The organism is Streptococcus infantis, from assembly GCF_047465525.1.
Classification (GTDB): Bacteria; Bacillota; Bacilli; order Lactobacillales; family Streptococcaceae; genus Streptococcus; species Streptococcus infantis_R.
In genome coordinates this window covers 13,271-34,413 of sequence record NZ_JASGZS010000007.1, presented here as the reverse complement: position 1 = coordinate 34,413, position 21,143 = coordinate 13,271, and the positions used below count along the sequence as shown (strand labels likewise).

17 protein-coding genes and 2 pseudogenes are annotated in these 21,143 nt (G+C 40.1%); all 19 read left to right on the top strand.

Translation table 11 applies throughout. The features are described from left to right. The first annotated feature begins 96 nt into the window (after positions 1-96). Entirely contained in the window at positions 97-3,159 is a 3,063-nt protein-coding gene (locus QM374_RS03670; RefSeq protein ID WP_414310902.1) for a type I restriction endonuclease subunit R, read from the top strand. Then, entirely contained in the window at positions 3,159-4,763 is a 1,605-nt protein-coding gene (locus tag QM374_RS03665; protein WP_414310901.1) for an HsdM family class I SAM-dependent methyltransferase, read from the top strand. The genes QM374_RS03670 and QM374_RS03665 overlap by 1 nt, the downstream gene beginning before the upstream one ends. Next, entirely contained in the window at positions 4,756-5,952 is a 1,197-nt protein-coding gene (locus QM374_RS03660; protein ID WP_414310900.1) for a restriction endonuclease subunit S, read from the top strand. Before QM374_RS03665 ends, QM374_RS03660 begins: the two co-directional genes overlap by 8 nt. Before the next feature lie 46 nt (positions 5,953-5,998). After that, complete coding sequence (locus QM374_RS03655) at positions 5,999-7,924, top strand: DEAD/DEAH box helicase (RefSeq protein ID WP_414310899.1); 1,926 nt, start codon at positions 5,999-6,001, stop codon at positions 7,922-7,924. Beyond that, complete coding sequence (locus QM374_RS03650; protein WP_414310898.1) at positions 7,921-8,625, top strand: hypothetical protein; 705 nt, start codon at positions 7,921-7,923, stop codon at positions 8,623-8,625. The genes QM374_RS03655 and QM374_RS03650 overlap by 4 nt, the downstream gene beginning before the upstream one ends. Before the next feature lie 61 nt (positions 8,626-8,686). After that, positions 8,687-8,796: pseudogene (locus QM374_RS03645) on the top strand (addiction module toxin RelE); the annotation flags it as partial. After that, a pseudogene (locus tag QM374_RS03640) lies at positions 8,789-9,058 on the top strand (HigA family addiction module antitoxin); the annotation flags it as partial. The pseudogenes QM374_RS03645 and QM374_RS03640, both read left to right, overlap by 8 nt. A gap of 22 nt (positions 9,059-9,080) precedes the next feature. Beyond that, on the top strand, positions 9,081-9,485 hold the full coding sequence (locus QM374_RS03635) for a YbgA family protein (protein WP_414310897.1): 405 nt from the start codon (positions 9,081-9,083) through the stop codon (positions 9,483-9,485). Beyond that, positions 9,469-9,834 carry a TIGR02328 family protein gene (locus QM374_RS03630; protein ID WP_414310896.1) on the top strand — a complete coding sequence of 122 codons (366 nt, stop codon included), beginning with the start codon at positions 9,469-9,471 and terminating at the stop codon, positions 9,832-9,834. The genes QM374_RS03635 and QM374_RS03630 overlap by 17 nt, the downstream gene beginning before the upstream one ends. A gap of 156 nt (positions 9,835-9,990) precedes the next feature. Continuing rightward, positions 9,991-10,356 (top strand): type II toxin-antitoxin system RelE/ParE family toxin, encoded by a 366-nt coding sequence (locus QM374_RS03625; RefSeq protein ID WP_033682197.1) that lies wholly within the window; start codon positions 9,991-9,993, stop codon positions 10,354-10,356. Further along, positions 10,346-10,639 carry a helix-turn-helix domain-containing protein gene (locus QM374_RS03620; protein ID WP_414310895.1) on the top strand — a complete coding sequence of 98 codons (294 nt, stop codon included), beginning with the start codon at positions 10,346-10,348 and terminating at the stop codon, positions 10,637-10,639. The genes QM374_RS03625 and QM374_RS03620 overlap by 11 nt, the downstream gene beginning before the upstream one ends. A gap of 520 nt (positions 10,640-11,159) precedes the next feature. Then, positions 11,160-13,409, top strand: a complete 2,250-nt coding sequence (metE, locus tag QM374_RS03615; RefSeq protein WP_414310894.1) for a 5-methyltetrahydropteroyltriglutamate--homocysteine S-methyltransferase — start codon at positions 11,160-11,162, stop codon at positions 13,407-13,409. A 62-nt stretch (positions 13,410-13,471) separates the two neighbouring features. Further along, positions 13,472-14,338: a methylenetetrahydrofolate reductase [NAD(P)H] gene (metF, locus tag QM374_RS03610; RefSeq protein ID WP_414310893.1), complete on the top strand. Its 867-nt coding sequence runs from the start codon at positions 13,472-13,474 to the stop codon at positions 14,336-14,338. Between the two features lie 356 nt (positions 14,339-14,694). After that, positions 14,695-16,917 (top strand): polyribonucleotide nucleotidyltransferase, encoded by a 2,223-nt coding sequence (pnp, locus tag QM374_RS03605; protein ID WP_414310892.1) that lies wholly within the window; start codon positions 14,695-14,697, stop codon positions 16,915-16,917. 15 nt (positions 16,918-16,932) lie between these two features. After that, complete coding sequence (gene cysE, locus QM374_RS03600; protein ID WP_248035959.1) at positions 16,933-17,550, top strand: serine O-acetyltransferase; 618 nt, start codon at positions 16,933-16,935, stop codon at positions 17,548-17,550. Positions 17,551-17,561: 11 nt separating this feature from the next. Further along, positions 17,562-18,428 (top strand): GNAT family N-acetyltransferase, encoded by an 867-nt coding sequence (locus tag QM374_RS03595; RefSeq protein WP_414310891.1) that lies wholly within the window; start codon positions 17,562-17,564, stop codon positions 18,426-18,428. Positions 18,429-18,431: 3 nt separating this feature from the next. Continuing rightward, positions 18,432-19,193, top strand: coding sequence for a nucleoside phosphorylase (locus QM374_RS03590; protein ID WP_414310890.1), 762 nt, complete (start codon positions 18,432-18,434; stop codon positions 19,191-19,193). Positions 19,194-19,418: 225 nt separating this feature from the next. Beyond that, complete coding sequence (gene cysS, locus QM374_RS03585; protein WP_281334703.1) at positions 19,419-20,762, top strand: cysteine--tRNA ligase; 1,344 nt, start codon at positions 19,419-19,421, stop codon at positions 20,760-20,762. Continuing rightward, on the top strand, positions 20,755-21,141 hold the full coding sequence (locus QM374_RS03580) for a Mini-ribonuclease 3 (RefSeq protein ID WP_045763483.1): 387 nt from the start codon (positions 20,755-20,757) through the stop codon (positions 21,139-21,141). The genes cysS and QM374_RS03580 overlap by 8 nt, the downstream gene beginning before the upstream one ends. The last annotated feature ends 2 nt before the right edge of the window (positions 21,142-21,143 follow it).

The window sequence follows — 21,143 nt, the reverse complement described above, 5'->3', positions numbered from 1 at the left end:
CTTTTATGAAAAGGGAATAGTTGATAGTGATGACAGATAATCTGAAAATACCTGTATGAATAGATGGTTCTGTATACAGAAGAAGGAAGGTTTTCGATGGCAAAAAGAAAAGATTTTTCTGAACTAACCAGGGTCCAAATCCCAGCAGCCCTGCACCTTATACGCTTGGGCTATACTTATCTTTCTCGGAATGGGAAGGAGATTGCAGAAAGAGATCCAGATACCAACATCCTTGTATCTGTTTTTAGGGAGCAATTTCTAAAATTTAATAACTACTTGACAGAGGAAGACTTCGAGAGAGAACTTGCTAACATCAAGCTAGAGTTGGATCAAAATGATTTGGGACGGGCTTTTTACAAACGAATCAGTGGAGAAACAAGCACGACCTATATTGACTGGGAAAATCCTGAAGCTAATACCTTCCATCTAGCCCTTGAAGTTACTTGCCAAAATGGTCAGGATGAATTCCGCCCAGATATTGTTATTTTTATCAATGGTTTGCCTCTTTCTTATATCGAAGTCAAACAGCCAAATGCTGTCCGAGATGGGAAGACTGGAATCCAGTCTGAGCAAGACAGAACCAGATACCGTTTTGAAAATCGTAAGTTCCGTCGCTTCAACAATATCACCCAGTTGATAGCCCTCTCTGATAACTTGCCTTACATCAGTGGCCAAGGTCAGCAAAAACAGGGTTCTTATTACGGTTCGAACGCCTATTCAAAAACCAAGTTTAATGCCTTCAAGGAAGAAAGAGAAGAAGATTTCCTTCATTCCTTTGCCACGCTAACGGAGAACCAAATTGACTTCGTCCTAGAAGACATGAAGCGTTTTGTCCTCAAATCTCAGCCAGAATTTACAACAAACCTAAATCCTGATACACCTTGCAATGCCTTCTTGTCTTCTTTGTATCAGAAGGAACGCTTGCTCTTTATGCTTCGTTTTGGTCTGGTCTATGTCGAAGAAGAAAGCAAGGACGGTCAGATGCAGTTGCAGAAGCACGTCATGCGCTATCCTCAGTATTTTGCGACACGTGCTATCGAAGAAACAATTGCAAAAGGTGTCAAGAAAGGGGTTATCTGGCATACCCAAGGTTCAGGTAAGACTGCCTTGGCTTTCTTTAATATCCGCTATCTAACCAACTATTTCTCAAAAGAGGGAATCGTTCCTCAGTTTTACTTTGTCGTCGATCGTTTGGACTTGGCAGACCAGGCCTTTAAGGAATTCACCAAACGAGGCCTCAAGGTTAAGCGCATCAATAACCCACAAGAACTCAATCAAAAACAAGACGGCTATGATGTCGCTGTGGTTAATATCCAGAAGTTTAAGGATGATTCAGATCTGACAGACCGCTCTGGTTATGACCTCAATCGTCAAAATGTCTACTTTATCGATGAAGCCCACCGTTCTTACAATGAACGAGGTTCCTACCTGCCAAATCTCTATCAGGCAGATACCAAGGCAATTAAGATTGCCTTGACAGGAACGCCCCTCATCACCTATAAGAAAGATGGCAAGACCAAGGAAAGTCATGCGACCACGCGTGATATCTTTGGGGACTATATCCATAAATATTACTACAACCAGTCTATCGATGATGGCTTTACCCTACGCCTGATGCGAGAGGATATCGAGACCTCCTATAGGGACAATCTCAGATCCATCAACGAAGAGATCCAACGAGGTGACCTGTCCAAGGAAGATATCTTTGCCCATCCTCACTATGTGGAGCCTATGCTAGACTTTATCATCGAGGACTTCAATCGTGCTCGTGATTTGGTATTTGATGACCAGACTATTGGTGGCATGATTGTCTGTGATTCGTCCAAGCAGGCGCGTGAGCTTGAAAAGCAATTGGAAGAACGTCGTCAAGCCGGCTCAACCAAGTTGACTTCGGCTCTTATCCTCCATGACGAGGGAGACAAGGAAGAGAAGAAGGACAAGGTAGACGCCTACAAGGAAGGCAAGATTGACCTTATCATTGTCTACTCCATGCTCCTGACAGGTTTTGATGCGCCTCGTCTCAAACGACTCTATCTAGGGCGCAAGATCAAGGCTCACAATCTTTTGCAAACACTAACCCGTGTTAATCGTCCTTACAAGGACTACCTCTTTGGCTATGTCATTGACTTTGCAGATATTTCCAAGGAGTTTGACAAGACCAATCGTGCCTATCTGGAAGAGCTCAACCAAGAGTATGATTCGACCCTGACTGGGGAAAATGGTGAGGATGTTTTTGGCTCGCTCTTTGTGTCAGCAGATGAGATTTCTCAAGAGTTGAGCAAGACCGAGCATATCCTCATCGACTATCCAACGGACAATCTAGAATACTTCTCCCAAGCTATCAATGATATCAAGGATAAGAAGCAGTTAATCGATCTTCGTAAGGCCTTGGAGTCTATCAAGCAGTACTACAATATCGCCCGTCTCCTTGGCTACCAACACCTGTTCCAGCAGATTGACATTGCCCAGATTGCAACCCTGCTCAATGTCCTCTCTAGAAGGATGCTGACACTGTCTCTGATCGATAAACCAGACGATTTCTCCAGTAGGACTCTCTTAAATCTTGCCATGTCTGAGACTAGCTTTAGCTTTGTCAAGATTGCAGAGGAAGAACTCCGTCTAGCAGCCAATGACTTGGAAGATTTGAAACGTCGAGTTGCAAGTGGCATTAAAAAACAACGTGATGAAAAGGATCCTGAGTGGGTCTCTCTCTACGAAGAATTCCAGCGCATCATGAAAAAACACCTGATCCATGGCCAAGAAGGCTTCACCATGGACAATATCAAAGAAACCCAAAAAGACTATGAAGAACTCTTTAAGTCCGTGGAGGACTATCATACTCGTATGAGACGCTTAACCATGAACTTTAACGGAGATGAGATGGCAGCTCGTTCCTACAAGCACGTGACCAACTCAACCACGGTCAGTGAGTTTCCTGCTATCTACCATGTCATCAAGGGTTCTAAAGTTAGACTAGACCGTAAAATCGGTCAAAATCAAGGAGTGCTCGATAACGAGGACTTTCTTAAGAAGATGATTCGAGAAGAAGCTCGGATTGAAATGAAAACCAACCAATCTGCAAGTAGTTTGACAAGACAGGATTTTAATTATATCGTCGAGTCTTTATTTGAAGGATATGAAGAGGAATACCAACACTAATGAATGAAACATATAAAGTCCAAGTCCAAGACTTGGTAGATGATTTGAAAGCGGTCTTTACCCATGCGGGACTAGGAGGAGAAGCGGGTGAGTACAAACTCCTCACCCAGTCTTTCCTCTACAAGTTTTTAAATGATAAGTTTTTATATCAAGCCAAGGTGCTGGATGAATCCAACACTTATGAAAACTTGTTGGTAATGGGTGAAGATGATTATGACTGGCTCTTGGAGGATATCGGTACAAGTACGGCTTGGCTCAAGCCAGACCAGTTGATCGAAACGCTTCACCGTCAGCAAAATGAAGCGACTTTTTACGAGAGTTTTGAAAATACTCTTAATCAGATAGCTATTGACAATAACGATATTTTCTCTGTGCACACAGACGGCGACACAGCTATTCGTCTATTTGATGAACGCTTGATTACCGACACAATATCAGATAGCAGTAAGCGTAACGAAGTGGCAAAAGCCATCATCAATCTCCTTGCACGCGTCAAGTTTGATGAGACCATTTTTTCACAAGGCTTTGACTTTTTCTCTACTCTCTTTGAGTACATGATCAAGGACTACAACAAAGACGGTGGTGGCAAGTATGCCGAGTACTACACGCCTCACTCAGTTGCTAAGATTATTGCTGATATTCTTGTGGGGAATGACCAACCATCAAACGTGCGCATCTATGACCCTTCTGCTGGTTCTGGAACCTTGCTGATGAACCTGGCTAGTCGTATCGGTGTGGATAAGACCACTGTTTACAGTCAGGATATTTCGCAAAAGTCATCCAATCTCCTTCGTCTCAACCTCATCTTGAACGGATTGCAACATTCTATACATAATATCGTACAGGGGAATACCATTATCGCTAACCGTCATCCTGAAAAGATGGACTATATCGTCTCTAACCCTCCTTTCAAGCTGGACTTTTCAGAGTGGCGTGATCGAGTGGAAAGTTTGCCAGAAGCCAGTGAGCGTTTCTTTGCAGGTGTGCCCAAGGTTCCAGCTAAGTCTAAGGATAAGATGGCTATCTATGAGCTCTTTGTCCAGCATATCATCTACTCCTTGAAGCCAGACGGTCAAGCAGCCGTAGTCCTACCGACAGGCTTTATCACGGCCCAGTCAGGGATTGACAAGTCTATCCGCCAACACTTGGTGGATAATCAAATGCTTGCTGGTGTCGTTTCCATGCCGTCTAATATCTTTGCGACGACAGGTACCAACGTTTCCATCCTCTTTATCGATAAGAAAAACAAGAGTGATGTCGTCCTTATCGATGCATCAAATCTCGGAACCAAGGTTAAGGAAGGTAAGAACCAAAAGACCGTGCTTTCTCCAGAGGAAGAGCAGAAAATCGTCGAGACTTTTATCAAGAAAGAAGCCGTTGAGGACTTTTCAGTCACTGTCTCTTATGAGGAAATCAAGGAGAAAAACTACTCTCTCAGCGCAGGTCAATACTTTGACATCAAGATCGACTATGTCGATATTACAGAAGAAGAGTTTGAAGCTAAGATGACCGCCTTTCAAAATAGACTCACAGATCTCTTCCAGCAATCACATGCCTTGGAGCAGGAGATTGAAGAGCAGATGAAGGGGTTGAAGTATGAGTAAGTGGAGAAAAAAACAACTACAAGAAATTGCTTTTTTAAAACCAACGGAAAATCTAAAAAAAGGGGATATTGCTCCCAACATACCGATGGCAAACATTAAAGAATTTCAGAGAGATGTTGTAAAAATTGATTATGGTGAATTTAGGGGTGGAACTAAGTTTAGAAATGGTGATACCCTTTTAGCAAAAATTACCCCATGTTTAGAAAATGGGAAAACAGCATTCGTCAATTGTCTTCAAGAGGATGAAATAGGCTTTGGGTCCACAGAATTTATTGTTTTAAGAGCTAAAGAAAATATTGATGAGCGTTTTTTGTACTATCTATCAATTAGCCCGGAGTTCAGAAAACAAGCGATTAGTCTGATGGAAGGAACTTCAGGTCGAAAAAGAGTAAATGAAAATGCTTTGAAAATCTCAGATTTTTTGATTCCAGATTTAGAAGAACAAAGAAAAATTGCAAATATTCTCTCAGCAATTGATGATAAAATACAAATCAACAACCAAATCAACCAAGAGTTGGAAGCCATGGCTAAGACCCTCTATGACTACTGGTTTGTCCAGTTTGATTTCCCAGACCAGAATGGCAAACCCTACAAATCATCAGGCGGAAAGATGGTCTATAACCCTGAACTCAAACGCGAAATCCCAGAGGGGTGGGGAGTGGAGAGTGTTGGTAATTTATTAGATAAAGTTACTAAAGCTGAAAAAATTGAAAATAATTCGATTGAATTTGTAGGGAGAATACCTGTTATCGATCAGAGTCAAAAATATATTGCAGGTTTTACGAATAACCAGAGCTCTTTAATACAGCCTCAAAATGGACATGTCATTTTTGGCGATCACACCAGAGTAGTAAAATTTATAAATTTTGATTATGCTAGAGGGGCAGATGGGACTCAGGTATTGATTTCTAATAATGAGAATATTTCTAATATATTACTTTATCACATGATTGAAGATTTTGATTTATCGAATTATGGGTATGCTAGACATTTTAAATTTTTAAAAGAGAAATTAGTTATAGTTCCTGACAAAAAAATATCATTACAATTCGCAAATAAAGCAGATGTGATTTATAAAAAGATTAGGAATAACATTTTTGAAAACCAAGAACTCACCCAACTTCGCGATTGGCTCTTGCCAATGCTGATGAATGGACAGGTTTTAGAAAAGAATAGAGGGAAAAAATGATTAGTAAATTTGGTGAAACTGAAAGATTGAGTAAAAAACTCAGTCAGTGATAGAAAATATCATAATAATCTTAGAAAGCAATGGATATTGTGGGGATATATATTGCGGTTATCCGATTATAAATGAAAATGGTAGAAAAGATTTTTTAAAAGCAATTATATTGTTAAGATCTGGAATTTATCTCCTCTATGAGAATGATATTGAAGAAAAAGTATTTTCAAATAGTCTTATCTATTATCTGGCGCAGGATTCTAGCTTAGTAGACATTACTTTAAACTTTAAAGAATATGTGAAGTTGCTAAATACCTCTACAGAATTAAGTGTCGATACATTTGAAGGTAATGATATTTTATCTGACGAAACGTTATTAAAAATTAATCGGGCTATTCAGCAATCCTTTAATTTAACAAAGACTGATAAGCGAGAAACAAGTTCAGAAACTACTTTAGGTAGTTTAATAAAAAAAAGAAATAATTATATTGGAAAATATGATGAAACACAATTCAATATGGTTCATAGTACAATTGATTCTCATCAGAGAATTAGAGGACTTGCTGGAAGTGGGAAAACTATTCTCATGCTAAAAAAAATGGCTTATTTACATTTTCAAGAGCCAGATTTAAAGATTGCTTTTATTTTCTATACAACTTCTTTACGAAGTAGTATGATAAAAATGTTTACCGATTTTTATAAAGATTATGATAGGTATAACGAGCCAAATTTTGAAAATATTAAAATTTTTCATTCTTGGGGAGGGAAAGGAAGTAGAGGATTTTATTCTGATATTTGTGAACAAACTGATAGTGAGTATTTTAATTATGGTGAAGCTGTAGAAAAGTCTGGTGGAGAGGATCCTTTTGAGTTTGTATGTAAAAATTTACATGAAGAACTAAAGAAACAGATGGATTATAAGGGAACTTACGATTATATTTTTATTGATGAGGCACAAGATTTTGGGATTAATTTTTTTCATTTGGCGTTAGAAACACTTAAAAGGGATGTTCGTACGGGGTACTTAATTTATGCTTATGACGAACTACAATCACTGAGAGCACAAGTTTCTATACCTTCGAAAGTTGATATATTTGGAGAAAGTTCTAGATGTAAGGATATTAATCTGAATATTAGTTATAGAGCGCCTAAAGAAATACTTACTACAGCTCATGCGATAGGTTTAGGTGTTTATAGGAAGGTTGATGATTCGTCAGAAACACCCTTGGTAAATTTTGTAGATGAAACTACACTATTGGATATGGGATATAAAAATATGGGACAAGATTTCAAAGCAGGAAATTATATTACGTTGGAAAGAACTAAAGAGAATAATACTGGAATAGAGATAGATGCCCCCATTCATGTGATTGGTAAGTCATTACAAAATAATATCGTTGCCGCGGAAGTGCTTCGATTGTTAAAAGAAGAAGATGTAAAGCCAAGTGATATTATGTTAATTGATATGGATGGAAATAATTTAACGAAGAACTACAATCAATTTAGCTTAATATTTGACAAAATGTTATATAATACTGAATTAAATAAAAATGTCCATATAAAACTTGTAAGTGGAAAAACGCCTTCGATGACAAAATCAGAAACTTCTATTATTTATACCACTGTTTTTAGAGCAAAAGGTAATGAAGCGAATTTAGTGTTTTTAATAAATTGTAATAAAATTCAAACTTCAAATAGAAATAGTACATATAGAAATGAAATTTTTACAGCAATGACTCGAGCTAAAGTTAAAGTTTGGCTATATGGAGAAACAGTTGATTTTTTGAAAGATGAGATTGAAGCAACTAGAGAACATGATTATAAGCTTGAATTTATTTATCCTACAGAGCAACAAAAAGAGTCAATTAGAATTATGGGAGATAGTGATGAGAAATTAGAAAATAATATTATTGCTGCTCAAGAACTTCCGATTGAAATTCTAGAACAATTATTAAAACAAAAATTAGGTTCAAAAAAATGACTGAATTGGAATTAATTAGGCAACAATTAGAATGTTTATCTAATCTAAAACTTGTTTCTCCTTATATTTTAGAATTTCAAAAGTATGAAAATATTAATCGTCAGACTCTAATAAATCATAATTATATAATTGGGAAAAAAACGGGTAAATTTACTTATGAAAATTATGATGAAATGTATAGAGAGATAAAAAACAATGGAAACTGGCAGTTGAAATTGTTAGATGATTCATTTATTAGCTTTTATTATTGTTTTGATAGTCAGGGTAGTGTTGTAAAATGTAGTTTATCCTATATTCCATCTATTAATGACGATGTATTAGCAGGTAGACCTTCTAAGTCAGATAGATATGAAGCTTTACTATATTGTTTCATGAATTATATAAGAATCGATTTTGATGAAACAGGATATGAAGAAAGAGTACATGAGCTACAACATATGCACAAAGGTTTAAATATAAGGAATAAAAACAATGGAACAGATGATAGTTACTCGGGACAATCAGATTTAGAAACTTTTATAAATGAAATTAGATTGCCAGTTAAGAGAATTTTTTTTCCAAATGATTTTGTTCAATTTATCTTGGAGTATGTATATCATGAAAGTATAGATTGTGTTAGTATAAATCCATGTGTCAATAAGAGAATTGTTATTAATGAAACTGCTCAAAATTTTTCTATTGATAATGTTTATAGTACTTGAAAATCTCAATATTGTTGATAATATAATCTAGAAAGCAATTTGTTAATTAATAGATTATGTTTCTTATCGTTTGATCGTAGAATTTGTAACGAGGATATGGAGAAGGTATCCTAGAGTCCAATAGAAATCGAAATCCTAAAAATAGAGGAGGTCAGCAATCACTATGAGTAATAAAATTGTGGAATACAAAGACCTGATTGCTTTTCATCCAGGTCAGTACGTTGAAGAGTTGATTGAAGATTATAACGTAACGCAGAAAGAATTTGCGGAGCGTTTAGGAATTTCTGAAATTAAGCTCTATAAATTAGTGAATGGTGAGGAATCAATTAGTAATGATATTGCTCGGAAGTTAGCAAAGATTACTAATATTTCGATAATAACTTGGCTCAATCTTCAAAATGCCTACGATGTAAAAATTGCGGAAATCATAGAGTAAACATGGTATAATCTCAAATATGAATAATAACAATCAATGTGCCCTTTGCCAGCAACTCTGGGCTAGAAACAAATACCTTGTTTTGAGTCATTCCAGCAATATTTACAATGAAATTCGCCAATATTTGAAGAATGAAGAGGTGGAAGTCAGCTATGTTCAAAACCTCATTGACCGTGCCTGTCAAATCCCAGAACACAGGGGTCAGGTTTGCAATGCCTTTCAGCATATTTGGGGCTATTTTAAAAAGCAAGCAACAGATAATGAGCGCAAAGATTATATGCTATTGCTGGATAGCTACCGCTTTGGTCAGGCTTCTAAGGAAGATTTGATCACTAAGACTCGAGACTTGCTTGATCGCTATCCAAATACCTATTTGCAACATTCGACTTTACTGAAAGGAGACTCCCATGAGACTTTGGCATGAGGCTTTGATTTCACAACTTCCCCGTCCTCAACTCTTGGGGCAGCATCGAGAGTGCTGTGGCCTCCGTGGCAATGGCTGGGGCAGAAAGCATGCGACGGTTGACTATGTCTTTACCCACTCGCCCTATCGTCTCTATGCCTATCATGACTTGATCATGAAGGAGATGGCTAACCGAGACTATAAGGTTAGTCCAGAGTGGCTGGACAAGAACTACCGAGGTAAGACCTGCCCTCTTTATCAAGATTTAGCAGAGGAGAAGTTGACTAGTCCTATATACAGCGAACATGACGATGCCTACTATGAGGAGTGTCTGACTAATCTTCGAGAGAAGGGGATCGAGCTGGAATAATAGTAAGGATTGTCTTCGATTTGTAACTCTTTTCGTAATTTTTTCGAATAATAAAGATGAGACCTTTAGAGTTTTTCTAAGGTCTTCTTTTTATGAGTGTTCAGATTTACTTTTAATAACTTTTGAGTTATAATTTAATTAGAAAGAGGTTGCTTGGTGCATACGATTTACTTCTATAAGGACAAAAATGGAAACGAGCCAGTTTTGGATTATATGAGAGAATTGGCTAGTCAGAAAAGTAAGGATAGTCGCATCAAACTCAATAAACTAAATGACTATATCGAGTTGCTTAGTCACCATGGGACGAGAGCTGGGGAACCCTACATCAAACATTTGGAAGATGAGATTTGGGAACTAAGACCTCTGAGAGATCGAATTTTATTTGTAGCATGGGTTGATGGTAGTTTTGTTCTTTTACATCATTTTGTCAAAAAGACTCAGAAAACTCCTAGAAGAGAAATTGAAAAAGCCAAGCGTGAACTAAAGGACTTAAAAGAAAGAAGGTTAAGTGATGAAGAATAGTGCTATTGGGAGTAACTGGAAGGATGTCCGGTCAGAACTCTTTACCAAGGAGGAAATACTTGAAAGTGATATGCGAGTGGCTATCATGAGCGAGTTGATTGAGGCCAGACATGAGCAAGGAATCAGTCAGAAAAAGCTAGAAGAACTTAGTGGAGTAAGCCAGCCTGTTATAGCTAGGATGGAAACAGGTAAGACTAGCCCCCAGTTGGACACAGTCTTAAAAGTCCTAGCCAGTTTAGGAAAGACACTAGCAGTCATCCCCCTCGAACAGGGAAAGAGTTGATAGGAAGAAGTTGGAAAACTTTAACAAATTTAACAGTTATAGTGCCTCAAGTGTATAATATAGAAAAATTATGCTTTATTTATATCAAGTGCGAACGAAGTGAGCTTTTAGCGGATATTTCCCGCTATAGTGGTATTCTAGATAATAATTTATTATCTAGAACGGAATTTTTGAGACATTCTGGCTCAAAAATTAGGGATGAAATTACGAAGTAAGTTGCTCCCGTCCGCACTTTTCAGGGAAATATCAGAATTACAAAAGAAAAATCAACCTATAGTCTTTTCTAATAACAAGCCATAGTCACTTATAAGAGTTACTAATAACGCGTTTTACCAGTCTAACTAAAATACAGCTAAAAACAAGCTACACAAAGGATTTGAGGCATTTGTCTCAGGTCTTTTTCTTTTGTCTAAAACGGAGATATAGTTTCAAACTATATCAAATCCTAATTTTTTACAATTATACAGATGATTCCTTTTCTGTTAAGATAGTTTCAACAACAAATTTTGGAGGACACATCATGTCAACTACAATCATCGGTTTCCCTCGTTTGGGCGAATTCCGCGAATTAAAATTTACAACTGAAAAATACTTTAGAAAAGAAATCTCAGAAGAAGAACTCCTTGCTGCAGCAAAAGACTTGCGCGCAAAACACTGGAACATCGTCAAAGAAAAAGGCATCACTGAAATCCCATCAAATGACTTTTCTCACTATGACAACTTCCTAGATGCAGCTTTCCTTTTCAACGTGGTACCTGCTTCAGTTCAAAACTTGGACTTGTCTGACCTTGAGCGCTACTTTGCTTTGGGTCGTGGTTACCAAGGAGAAAAAGGAGACGTTCGCGCCCTTCCAATGAAGAAATGGTTCAACACCAACTATCACTACATCGTTCCTAAATTTGAAAAAGACACTCAAGTTAAACTTGCAGGTCACAAGATTTTTGATGAATTCCAAGAAGCCAAAGAACTTGGATTGAACACTCGTCCAGTCCTTGTAGGTCCATTCACTTTCCTTCAATTATCAGACTTTGAAGAAGGTGTGAAAGCAGAAGACTTCGTAGACAGCTTAGTGGCTGCTTACCAAGAAGTTTTTGCAAAATTGGCTGAACTTGGTGCGACTCGCATCCAATTGGATGAAGCGGCTCTTGTGAAAGATTTGACTGCCGAAGAAAAAGCTCTCTTCTTGAACCTCTACAACAAACTCTTGGCTGACAAAAAAGGTCTTGAAGTCTTGCTTCAAACTTACTTCGGTGATGTTCGTGACGTTTACGCTGACCTTGTGAAATTGCCAGTAGATGCTATCGGTCTTGATTTCGTTGAAGGTAAGAAAACTCTTGAATTGGTTAAAGGTGGTTTCCCAGCTGACAAGACTCTTTATGCAGGTATTGTCAATGGTAAAAACATCTGGCGCAACAACTACGAAAAGAGCTTGGCTGTTCTTGAGCAAATTCCAGCTGAAAACATTGTCTTGACAAGCTCATGCTCACTTCTTCATGTGCCATTTACAACTGCTAATGAAGAATTTGAACCAGCAATCTTGAACCACTTTGCCTTTGCAGTTGAAAAATTGGATGAGATTCGTGATTTGGATGCTATCCGCAATGGTCAAGGTGAAGAAGCACTTGTAGCCAACAAAGAACTCTTTGCGACTGAGCGTGTGGGTGAAAATGCTGAACTTCGTGCGCGTATCGCTGGTTTGACAGACGCAGACTACACTCGTTTGCCAGCCTTTGCAGAACGTGAAGCTATTCAAGAAGAAGCATTCAAACTTCCAGCTCTTCCAACAACAACTATCGGTTCATTCCCTCAAACAAAAGAAGTTCGTGCTAAACGTTTGGCTTACCGTAAAGGTGAATTGTCTCAAGAAGAGTACGACGCTTTCCTTGCTGAAACAATTGACGAATGGATCAAATGGCAAGAAGATATCGACTTTGATGTCCTTGTTCACGGTGAATTTGAGCGTAACGACATGGTTGAGTACTTCGGTCAAAACTTGTCAGGTTACCTCTTCTCTAAGAACGGTTGGGTACAATCATACGGTATGCGTGGGGTTAAACCACCAATCATCTGGGGTGATGTAACTCGTCTCAACCCAATCACTGTTAAATGGTCTAGCTACGCACAAAGCCGTACGGACAAACCTGTTAAAGGTATGTTGACTGGACCTGTTACGATTCTTAACTGGTCATTCCCACGTGAAGACATCTCTATCAAGGATTCTACTCTTCAAATCGCTCTTGCAATCAAGGATGAAGTTCTTGACCTTGAAGCTGCAGGCGTGAAGATCATCCAAATCGACGAGGCTGCTCTTCGCGAGAAATTGCCACTTCGTCGTAGCGACTGGTATGAAGACTACCTTGACTGGGCTATTCCAGCCTTCCGCTTGGTACACTCAACAGTAGCACCAGATACTCAAATTCACACTCACATGTGTTACTCAGAATTTACAGATATCATTCCAGCTATCGACAACATGGATGCGGACGTTATCTCATTTGAAGCTAGCCGTTCAAACCTTGAAATCTTGGATGAACTCAAAGCGAAAAACTTCCAAACAGAAGTTGGACCTGGGGTTTACGATATCCACTCACCTCGTGTGCCTAACGAAGGCGAAATCGACCACACAATCGAAGCTATCCTTGCGAAAGTACCAAGCAAGAAAGTATGGATCAATCCTGACTGTGGTTTGAAAACACGTGGTATTCCAGAAACAAAAGAAAGCTTGATCCGCCTTGTAGAAGCTGCGAAAGCTGCGCGTGAGAAATTGTAAGAAAAGACAGTTCTCCATACATGGTTGATCAGTAAGAAATCAACTAGAAAAGGTTCATAAATATGTCACGTCAAACACCGTCCCTCTCATTTGAAGTTTTCCCTCCAAACCCAGCAGTAGGCAATGACAAAATTATTGCGGCCCTGAAAGATATGCAGGACTTGGCCCCACACTTTATCAGTGTGACTGCCAGCAATAATAAATTTAATATCAAAGAGACGACGGTTCGTTTGGCAGACTATATCCAAAATGACTTGGAGATTCCAACCATTGCTCACTTGCCAGCTATTTATCTGACTAAGGATAAGGTGGCTGAGACCATTGCAGATTTGGATAAGGTTGGGGTTCAGAAAATCTTGGCTCTTCGTGGAGATCTCATCCCTGATGTGGAACCACAAAAGGACTTCCGTTATGCGACAGACCTGATTGAATTCATCAAGGAGCAGGCGCCACACTTTGAAATTATTGGAGCTTGTTACCCAGAAGGGCACCCTGATTCACCAAACCAAATCTCAGATATTCAAAATCTCAAGAAAAAAGTAGATGCAGGCTGTTCAAGCCTTGTCACTCAGCTTTTCTTTGACAATGAGCGTTTCTACGATTTTCAGGATAAGTGCACCTTGGCTGGTATTGATGTACCGATTCATGCGGGTATCATGCCAATCCTCAATCGTAACCAAGCGCTTCGTCTCTTGAAGACTTGTGAGAATATCCATCTCCCACGTAAGTTTAAAGCTATCTTAGACAAGTATGAGAATGACCCTGAGTCACTCAGAGCAGCAGGACTTGCCTATGCCGTGGATCAAATCGTGGACTTGGTAACGCAAGACGTAGCAGGCGTGCACCTCTACACCATGAACAATGCAGATACTGCTCAGTACATTCATCAAGCAACCCATGCCTTGTTTAATCACCAATCTTTAGGATAATAAAAAGCAAACCATTCTTCTTTTCATGGAGGAATGGTTCCTTTTTAATAGAAAAGCCAGCACTTTTTAAGAAAAATATGATAAAATAGACTCTGTACGTACTTGATACAAAGATGAGGGTATAAACGATATTTAAGCAGTCTTAATCTTATGTCAAAGAGATGTAAGTTAAAGAATCAGAACTAAAGTAATTTCGGAGTTGAACACGGGCTAAATCCCTAGTGAAAAAGATAGATTTCCTGGTGTGCATCGCACACTGCGTCAATCTCCTATTTTCATACGGGATTCTTAACGCCCTTTGTATCCTGATTTTTGTAGGCAAGGCGTATAATTTTATCAATCCAAAGGGGATTACAATGACAAAACAAGTGTTTCAAACGACTTTTGCGGGTCGTGAGTTGATCGTAGAGACTGGTCAGGTTGCTAAGCAAGCAAATGGCTCTGTTGTCGTGCGTTACGGTGAGTCAACTGTCTTGACTGCTGCCGTTATGTCTAAGAAGATGGCAACTGGAGATTTCTTCCCACTTCAAGTCAACTACGAAGAAAAAATGTATGCAGCTGGGAAATTTCCTGGTGGCTTTATGAAACGTGAAGGACGTCCTTCAACAGATGCGACCTTGACAGCGCGTTTGATTGACCGTCCAATCCGTCCAATGTTTGCGGAAGGTTTCCGTAATGAAGTGCAAGTTATCAACACAGTCCTTTCTTACGATGAAAATGCATCTGCACCAATGGCAGCGATGTTCGGTTCATCATTGGCCTTGTCTATCTCAGACATTCCATTTGACGGACCAATAGCTGGGGTACAAGTAGGCTATGTTGATGGAGAAATTATCATCAACCCAAGTCAAGAACAAGCAGAGCAATCGCTTCTTGAATTGACAGTAGCTGGTACTAAGCACGCTATTAACATGGTAGAGTCTGGTGCCAAAGAATTGTCAGAAGAAATCATGTTAGAAGCTCTTCTGAAAGGGCACGAAGCTGTCAAAGAATTGATTGCCTTCCAGGAAGAAATCGTTGCGGCAGTTGGTAAAGAAAAAGCAGAAGTAGAATTGCTTCATGTAGATGCTGAATTGCAAGCTGAAATCATCGCAGCCTACAACAGTGACCTTCAAAAAGCTGTTCAAGTTGAAGAAAAATTGGCTCGTGAAGCTGCAACACAAGCAGTAAAAGACCAAGTCACAGCAGTTTACGAAGAAAAATATGCAGACCACGAAGAATTTGACCGTATCATGCGTGATGTGGCTGAAATCTTGGAACAAATGGAACATGCTGAAGTGCGCCGTTTGATCACTGAAGACAAGGTTCGTCCTGACGGCCGTAAGGTTGATGAAATCCGTCCTTTGGATGCAGTTGTTGATTTCCTTCCTCGCGTACACGGTTCTGGTCTCTTCACTCGTGGACAAACTCAGGCTCTTTCTATCTTGACTTTGGCGCCAATGGGTGAAACGCAAATCATCGATGGTTTGGATCCAGAGTACAAGAAACGCTTTATGCACCACTATAACTTCCCACAATACTCTGTAGGGGAAACTGGTCGTTACGGTGCACCTGGTCGTCGTGAAATTGGTCACGGTGCTCTCGGTGAGCGTGCCCTTGCTCAAGTCTTGCCAAGCTTGGAAGAATTCCCATATGCGATTCGTCTAGTAGCAGAAGTATTGGAATCAAACGGTTCTTCTTCTCAAGCCTCTATCTGTGCGGGAACACTTGCCCTTATGGCTGGTGGTGTGCCAATCAAGGCGCCAGTAGCTGGTATTGCTATGGGTCTTATCTCAGATGGAAACAACTATACAGTATTGACAGATATCCAAGGTTTGGAAGACCACTTTGGAGACATGGACTTCAAGGTTGCAGGTACTCGTGATGGGATTACAGCCCTTCAAATGGATATCAAGATTCAAGGGATTACTGCAGAAATCTTGACAGAAGCTCTTGCTCAAGCCAAGAAAGCTCGTTTTGAAATCCTTGACGTCATCGAAGCTACCATTCCAGAAGTTCGTCCAGAATTAGCTCCAACTGCTCCGAAAATTGATACCATCAAGATCGATGTGGATAAGATTAAGATTGTTATCGGTAAGGGTGGGGAAACCATCGATAAGATCATCGCTGAAACAGGCGTTAAGATTGATATCGACGAAGAAGGAAACGTGTCTATCTACTCTAGTGACCAAGCTGCCATTAACCGCGCTAAAGAAATCATTGCTGGTTTGGTTCGTGAAGCGAAAGTGGATGAAGTTTACCATGCCAAAGTGGTTCGTATCGAGAAATTCGGTGCCTTTGTCAACCTCTTTGACAAGACAGATGCCCTCGTTCATATCTCTGAAATGGCTTGGACTCGCACTAACCGTGTCGAAGACTTGGTAGCCATTGGTGATGAAGTGGATGTTAAGATTATCAAGATTGACGAAAAAGGTCGTGTAGATGCTTCGATGAAAGCACTCTTGCCACGTCCACCGAAACCTGAACATTCAGAAGAAAAAGGTGAAAAGGGTCATCGTCATGGCGATCGTCCTCGTCACCACCACAAGGACAACAAACCTAAGAAAGAAACTACAGAAACACCAAAAGACTCAGAATAAGAAAAGGAGAATTGTATGGGATGGTGGCGTGAAACCATTGATATCGTAAAAGAAAATGATCCAGCGGCTCGCACCACATTGGAGGTTCTTTTGACCTATCCTGGTGTGAAAGCCTTGGCTGCCCACCGTCTCTCTCATTTTCTCTGGAAGAATGGCTTTAAGCTCTTAGCTCGTATGCACAGCCAGTTTTGGCGTTTTTGGACACAAATCGAGATTCATCCGGGTGCTCAGATCGACTCAGGTGTCTTTATCGACCATGGTTCTGGCCTTGTGATTGGGGAGACGGCTATCGTTGAAAAAGGGGTTCTTCTCTACCACGGGGTAACTCTTGGTGGGACAGGGAAGGATGTTGGCAAACGCCATCCGACCGTGCGTAAGGGAGCTCTCATATCTGCACATGCCCAAGTTATCGGGCCTGTAGAAATCGGTGAAAATGCCAAGGTCGGTGCTGCAGCAGTTGTTGTGGCAGATGTTCCTAGCGATGTAACGGTTGTCGGTATTCCAGCCAAGATTGTCCGAGTGCATGGGCAAAAGGATGAACCCACCATTCATGAAGTAGAAGAAAAACGGGAATACTACGTCAATAAACTCGAGCAAGCGAGAGATGCCAGTCATAGGTCGTCTGGGCTGTAGAGGATATCTATATGATTCAAGCAAGAAATAAGTTAAGCCAAGAGGAGTTATTTGAGGCGAAAAAACTAATTAACTGTTGCCAAGCCTATGATGGAACTTATCGTGATCCTTATCTTTCTAACATGCTTAATTTTGATCCAAACATGCCTGCATTTTTCCTTTTTTACGAAAAAGGCGAACTGGTTGGTTTGTTAACTGTCTATGCTGATGACCAAGATGTGGAAGTGACGATACTGGTTCATCCCAATCATCGCCGTCAGGGAATTGCACGTGCTTTGTTTACTAGCTTTGAGAAAGAAACGACTTCTTTCCCTATTCGTTCAGTGACTTTTCAGACAGAACGTATTTTTCTAGACCGTCATCCTGATTTTGTCAGCAACTGGGGACTAATTGAGGATGAAGAGACAGAAACTTGGTTAGGTAAGGATAGAAACCCTTACCCGTTAGCAAACCTTTCTAATCTTGAAGTTTTGTTAGCAGATAGCTCGTATCAGGAGCAAATTAGTCAGTTAAAATTTCAGGCATTCTCAGAAGAGCATGAGTCTAGAGAGATTGTGGATAGATATGTCGCTGAAGCTCTGAAGGATCCAGAAAGTCGCTTATATATTTTGTTAAAAGACAGTCAGGTTATTGGAACTTGCACAGTAGATTTATCGACTAATACGAATTACTTCTACGGGTTAGCAATATCTGAACCTGAACGTGGGAAAGGCTATGGCAGTTACTTAGCAAAATCCCTTGTCAACCAACTAATTGAGCAAAACGACAAGGAATTTCAGATTGCAGTGGAAGATAGCAATGTAGGTGCCCAACGCTTATATGAAAAGATTGGCTTTGTCAAACAAACCCAAGTGGTTTATCTGAATGCGAAAGAGTAATAAATGCTATTAGAAGAATTTGAAAATGTACCTGCTGTTATCGAGCCAACTGATCGAAGTCTCCTTAGTGGTGGAGAAGTTTGTGATACCATTATTTTGTCTTTTAATGGAGAAATCCTTGAACGAGTTAAGCAGATAGATGGTGTCTACGAAGGTGGCTATCTTACCAATCTAAATGGCAAACTGCCCTGGTATATCTATGAAAAAGATGGGAGTAAGGTAGCAGTTGCTATGGCTACGATTGGAGCTCCAATGGTTGTTGGACTCTTGGAAGAACTCAAAGCAAGAGGATTTAAGAACTTTATTGTTTTGGGATCTTGCGGAGTTCTGGACCAGTCTATTCAAGCAGATAAGATTATCCTACCAAGCTCGGCTTTACGTGATGAAGGTACTAGTTATCACTATGCTACAGCAAGTGATGAAATAGCCTATGAGCGATCTCTACTCTTAACTATGGAAAAAGCCTTGGATAAAGCTGGTATTGAGCATATTCGAACAAAGTCTTGGACCACAGATGCCTTCTATCGTGAGACAGCTGCTAAGGTCAAACGAAGACTAGCAGCAGGAGCTAGAGTTGTAGATATGGAAGCTTCAGCTATCATGGCCTGGGCCCAATATCGACAAGCCAATGTCTATCAATTTTTCTACACAGCTGACTATGTCGACCATCACAATCACGAATGGGATGCTAGACGCGAGGATAGAAAAGCGGATTCTATAACTTTCTTTGAGATTGCCCTAGTCATTGCTCAAGAGTTAGTTTAGACTAGTCTTTACGATAAATTCGAAACAAGAAAGGGAGCCTAACGGAAAACATAGCAATAAAACTTCCGTAGTGACTCCCTTCATCTTTTTACTGTATTCTTCTTTTATGTTTAGAAAGGAGCAAGGAAATCCGATTTGTGACAGGTAATCGGACTAAAATTTAGTTGAACAGATTAGTTATGAAAATATCTGTTTATGAATTTTAGCTTTCCTGACTATTATTTTATGATTAAAATCTATGACACTATGTCTCGTAATTTGCGAGAATTTGTGCCCATTGAAGAGGGCAAGGTTCGCATGTATGTCTGTGGGCCGACAGTTTATAACTATATCCACGTGGGGAATGCCCGCTCAACAGTAGCCTTCGATACCATTCGTCGCTATTTTGAATATCGTGGCTATGAAGTAGCCTACATTTCCAACTTCACTGATGTGGATGATAAGATTATCAACCGTGCCAAGGAAGAAGGCATCACACCTCAGGAAGTAGCGGACAAGTACATTGCTGCCTTTCGTGAGGATGTGACGGCTTTGGGGGTGAAACCTGCAACTCGTCATCCTCGTGTAGTCGAGTTTATGGATGATATTATTCGTTTTGTAGAAGACTTGATTGAAAAGTGCTATGCCTATGAGAGTCAAGGGGATGTCTATTTCCGTGTAGAAAAATCCCACAACTATGCTAAGTTGGCCAATAAAACCTTGGAAGACTTGGAGCTCGGGGCTTCAGGTCGTACAGATGAAGAAACTGCTCGCAAGGAAAATCCTGTAGACTTTGCCCTCTGGAAATCTGCCAAACCAGGTGAGATTTCTTGGGACAGTCCTTGGGGACCAGGTCGCCCAGGATGGCACATTGAGTGTTCAGTCATGTCGACTGAAATTTTGGGTGATACTATCGATATTCACGGTGGTGGAGCTGACCTTGAGTTTCCGCACCACACCAACGAAATTGCCCAGTCAGAAGCTAAAACAGGCAAGACCTTCGCCAACTACTGGATGCACAATGGCTTTGTCAATATCGACAATGTCAAGATGTCCAAGTCCTTGGGCAACTTCATTACGGTACACGATGCTCTCAAAACTATCAACGGTCAAGTATTGCGTTTCTTCTTTGCGACTCAGCACTACCGTAAGCCTATCAATTTTACGGAAAAAGCAGTGCGTGATGCGGAGACTAATCTCAAGTATTTGAAGAACACCTATGAACAACCATTTACTGGAACTGTAGATGCTCAGGAGTTACAGGCATTTAAAGATAAGTTTATAGCGGCTATGGATGAGGATTTCAATACAGCTAATGGAATCACAGTTGTCTTTGAAATGGCTAAATGGATCAACTCGGGAAACTATGATGCAGCTGTCAAGGAAACTCTTGCAGCTATGTTAGAAGTCTTTGGAGTGGTATTTGTCGAAGAAGTTTTGGATGAAGAGATTGAAGCCTTGATTCAAAAACGCCAAGAAGCACGTGCAAATAAAGACTTTGCGACAGCGGATCAAATCCGTGACCAACTAGCTGCACAAGGGATTAAGCTACTTGATACCAAGGATGGAGTGAGGTGGACACGTGATTGATGTCAATCTCATTAACGGGATTGCGCTAGCTTTTGAAGGAGATGCAGTTTATTCTATGTATATTCGTCGCCATCTCATTCTCAAAGGCATGACCAAGCCCAATAAACTTCACCAAGAGGCAACCAAGTATGTGTCGGCCAAGGCTCAGGCACACTTGATTTCCCTCATGCTGGAAGAAGAAGTCTTAACGGAAAAAGAAGAAGAAATCTATAAACGGGGTCGCAACACCAACAGCCATACCAAGGCTAAGAATGCAGATGTGGTAACCTATCGTATGTCTACTGGTTTTGAAGCGGTCATGGGCTATCTTCATATGACTGAAAATGTGGAACGCCTCGAAACCTTGATTTCTTGGTGCATCCAAAAAGTGGAGGGCTAGGA

Bases quoted from the DNA above. Each gene is read 5' to 3' on its own strand.
- cysE (WP_248035959.1), top strand. From the start codon at position 16,933: ATGGGATGGTGGCGTGAAACCATTGATATCGTAAAAGAAAATGATCCA.
- QM374_RS03670 (WP_414310902.1), top strand. From the start codon at position 97: ATGGCAAAAAGAAAAGATTTTTCTGAACTAACCAGGGTCCAAATCCCA.
- metF (WP_414310893.1), top strand. From the start codon at position 13,472: ATGTCACGTCAAACACCGTCCCTCTCATTTGAAGTTTTCCCTCCAAAC.
- QM374_RS03660 (WP_414310900.1), top strand. From the start codon at position 4,756: ATGAGTAAGTGGAGAAAAAAACAACTACAAGAAATTGCTTTTTTAAAA.
- QM374_RS03595 (WP_414310891.1), top strand. From the start codon at position 17,562: ATGATTCAAGCAAGAAATAAGTTAAGCCAAGAGGAGTTATTTGAGGCG.
- cysS (WP_281334703.1), top strand. From the start codon at position 19,419: ATGATTAAAATCTATGACACTATGTCTCGTAATTTGCGAGAATTTGTG.
- QM374_RS03665 (WP_414310901.1), top strand. From the start codon at position 3,159: ATGAATGAAACATATAAAGTCCAAGTCCAAGACTTGGTAGATGATTTG.
- QM374_RS03590 (WP_414310890.1), top strand. From the start codon at position 18,432: ATGCTATTAGAAGAATTTGAAAATGTACCTGCTGTTATCGAGCCAACT.
- QM374_RS03650 (WP_414310898.1), top strand. From the start codon at position 7,921: ATGACTGAATTGGAATTAATTAGGCAACAATTAGAATGTTTATCTAAT.
- QM374_RS03620 (WP_414310895.1), top strand. From the start codon at position 10,346: ATGAAGAATAGTGCTATTGGGAGTAACTGGAAGGATGTCCGGTCAGAA.
- pnp (WP_414310892.1), top strand. From the start codon at position 14,695: ATGACAAAACAAGTGTTTCAAACGACTTTTGCGGGTCGTGAGTTGATC.
- QM374_RS03630 (WP_414310896.1), top strand. From the start codon at position 9,469: ATGAGACTTTGGCATGAGGCTTTGATTTCACAACTTCCCCGTCCTCAA.
- QM374_RS03635 (WP_414310897.1), top strand. From the start codon at position 9,081: ATGAATAATAACAATCAATGTGCCCTTTGCCAGCAACTCTGGGCTAGA.
- metE (WP_414310894.1), top strand. From the start codon at position 11,160: ATGTCAACTACAATCATCGGTTTCCCTCGTTTGGGCGAATTCCGCGAA.